This is a genomic window from Streptomyces sp. SID14436 (assembly GCF_010548465.1).
Lineage (GTDB): Bacteria > Actinomycetota > Actinomycetes > Streptomycetales > Streptomycetaceae > Streptomyces.
Genome location: NZ_JAAGMD010000241.1, coordinates 1 through 2956, shown reverse-complemented (window position 1 = coordinate 2956; position 2956 = coordinate 1). Strand labels below are relative to the sequence as shown.

The following is a 2956-nucleotide window of genomic DNA, read 5'->3' as shown; positions in this document are numbered from 1 at the left end:
GAGCCGGAGGAACTCATCGGCCGGCTGACCGTGCTGCTCGGCCCCGACTCCGACGTCGGCCGGGCCCTCGCCGCGGGCCGCCCCGACCGGGCGGCCCGGCTGCTCGCCCCCTGGCGGGAGGTCTACGGGGACGCCCTGCGCCTGGAGGCCGTGTGGCACGGCCGCGGCGGCACCGGCCCCGGCTCCCTGCGGCTGGCCGCCCGCACCCTCGGCTTCGCCGCCGAACAGCGCGTCCGCCCGGTGCTCAGCAACGCCGTCCGCTACGCCGACCCCGGTCTCGGGCCGGTCGCCGACGTCCTGGACGCCGCCCGCCGTCTCGTCCCGGTCGACCCGGCCAAAGGGCTGGACTCCGGCGAGGCCTGGCTCAAGGACGCGGACGCCATGGAGCGGGCCGCCGAGCGGATGGTGGAGGCCGCGGGCTTCCGGCGCGCCGCCGCCCGCCGGCTCCTGGAGCAGACACAGGCCACGGCCGCCGAGTGCCTGGTCGACCCCGACGACGACCTCGGCATGGGAAGCGTCCACTTCCCCGAGCCGCACCTCGTCGGCGCCGGCCGCCGCACCGCCCAGCGGGCCCTGGCCTCCCGGGCGACGGCGGGCATGGTGCTGCGCGGCTACGCCGGACGCCGGGACTACTGGGAGCGGATGCACCACGAGCTGGACATCATCGCCCACCACGGGTTCGCCTCCTATTTCCTGACCGTCGCCCAGGTCGTCGACGACGTGCGGGACCTCGGCATCCGGGTGGCCGCGCGCGGCTCCGGCGCGGGCTCCCTGGTCAACCACCTGCTCGGCATCGCGCACGCCGACCCGGTCGAGCACGGGCTGCTGATGGAGCGCTTCCTGTCCAAGGAGCGGGTCGTGCTGCCCGATATCGACATCGACGTGGAGTCCGCCCGCCGGCTGGAGGTCTACCGCGCGATCATCGGCCGGTTCGGCACCGAACGGGTCGCCACCGTCGCGATGCCCGAGACCTACCGGGTGCGCCACGCCATCCGGGACGTCGGCGCGGCGCTGTCCATGGACCCGGCCGAGATCGACCGGATCGCCAAGTCCTTCCCGCACATCCGCGCCCGTGACGCCCGCGCGGCGCTCGAGGAACTGCCCGAACTGCGGGAACTGGCGGGGCGGAAGGACCGGTACGGCAGGCTCTGGGAGCTGGTCGAGGCCCTCGACGCGCTCCCGCGCGGCGTCGCCATGCACCCCTGCGGTGTCCTGCTGTCCGACGCCTCCCTGCTCACCCGCACGCCGGTGATGCCGACCAGCGGCGAAGGCTTCCCCATGGCGCAGTTCGACAAGGACGACGTCGAGGACCTCGGGCTGCTCAAGCTGGACGTGCTGGGGGTGCGGATGCAGTCGGCGATGGCGCACGCGGTCACCGAGGTGGAGCGGGCGACGGGGGAGCGGATCGACCTGGACGCGGTGCCGGAGGGCGACCCGGCGACGTACGGGCTCATCCGGTCCACCGAGACGCTCGGCTGCTTCCAGATCGAGTCGCCGGGCCAGCGGGACCTGGTCGGGCGGCTCCAGCCGGCCACCTTCCACGACCTCGTCGTGGACATCTCCCTCTTCCGGCCCGGGCCGGTCGCCGCCGACATGGTGCGGCCGTTCATCGAGGCCCGGCACGGGCGGGCGCCGGTGCGTTACCCGCACCCGGACCTGGAGGAGCCGCTGAAGGGGACGTACGGGGTGGTGGTCTTCCACGAGCAGGTCATCGACATCGTCTCGATCATGACCGGCTGCGGACGCGGCGAGGCGGACCGGGTGCGGCGAGGGCTGTCCGACCCGGAGTCGCAGGGGCGGATCCAGGTGTGGTTCGCGCAGCACGCGGCGGCCCGGGGCTACGACGCGGAAACGATTCACCGCACCTGGGAGATCGTGGCCGCCTTCGGCTCCTACGGCTTCTGCAAGGCGCACGCGGTCGCCTTCGCCGTGCCCACCTACCAGTCGGCGTGGCTGAAGGCGCACCACCCGGCCGCCTTCTACGCGGGGCTGCTCACCCACGACCCCGGGATGTACCCGAAGCGGCTGCTGCTGGCGGACGCGCGGCGGCGCGGGGTGCCGATCCTGCCGCTGGACGTCAACGCGTCGGGTGTCACCCACCGGATCGAACTGGTGTCTGACGCAAAGGGGTTGAATGGGGCGAAAGGGCAACATGCGCCGGAGAGCGGGGAGGTGTGGGGGCTGCGGCTGGCGCTCTGCGACGTGCACGGCATCAGCGAGGCCGAGGCCGCGCGGATCGCCGACGGGCAGCCGTACGCCTCGCTGCTCGACTTCTGGGAGCGGGCCCGGCCCAGCAGGCCCGTCGCCCAGCGGCTGGCCCAGGTCGGCGCGCTGGACGCGTTCGGCGCCAACCGGCGCGACCTGCAACTGCACCTCACCGAACTGCACCGGGGCGCCCGGGGCGGACGCGGGGACCAGCTCCCCCTGTCCGGCGGTCGGCGGACCGCCCCGGCCGGGCTGCCCGACCTCACCCCGCCGGAGCGGCTCAGCGCCGAACTGGGCGTGCTGTCCATGGACGCCTCGCGCAACCTGATGGACGACCACCGCGCCTTCCTCGACGAGCTGGGCGTGGTCTCCGCCCGGCGGCTGCGCGAGGCCCGGCACGGGGAGACGGTGCTGGTCGCGGGGGCCAAGGCGGCCACCCAGACCCCGCCCATCCGGTCCGGCAAGCGGGTCATCTTCTCCACCCTGGACGACGGCACGGGCCTGGTGGACCTCGCCTTCTTCGACGACTCCCACGACGCCTGCGCCCACACCGTCTTCCACTCCTGGCTGCTGCTGGTGCGTGGAGTGGTGCAGCGCCGCGGCCCGCGCAGCCTCAGCATCGTCGGCTCCGCCGCCTGGAACCTCGCCGACCTGCTGGAGGTGCGCCGGGAGGAAGGGCTGGAGGGCGTCGCGGCCCGGCTGGCCGGGCCGGGCGGCACCGGCACCGGGCCCGACGACGGCGGCGGTCCGG

1 protein-coding gene is annotated in these 2956 nt (G+C 74.6%); it reads left to right on the top strand.

All coding sequences use genetic code 11. The annotated features are described in order from the left end of the window. The coding region (gene dnaE, locus G3I53_RS08885; RefSeq protein ID WP_164438202.1) for a DNA polymerase III subunit alpha at positions 1-2956 on the top strand (2956 nt) is incomplete at both ends.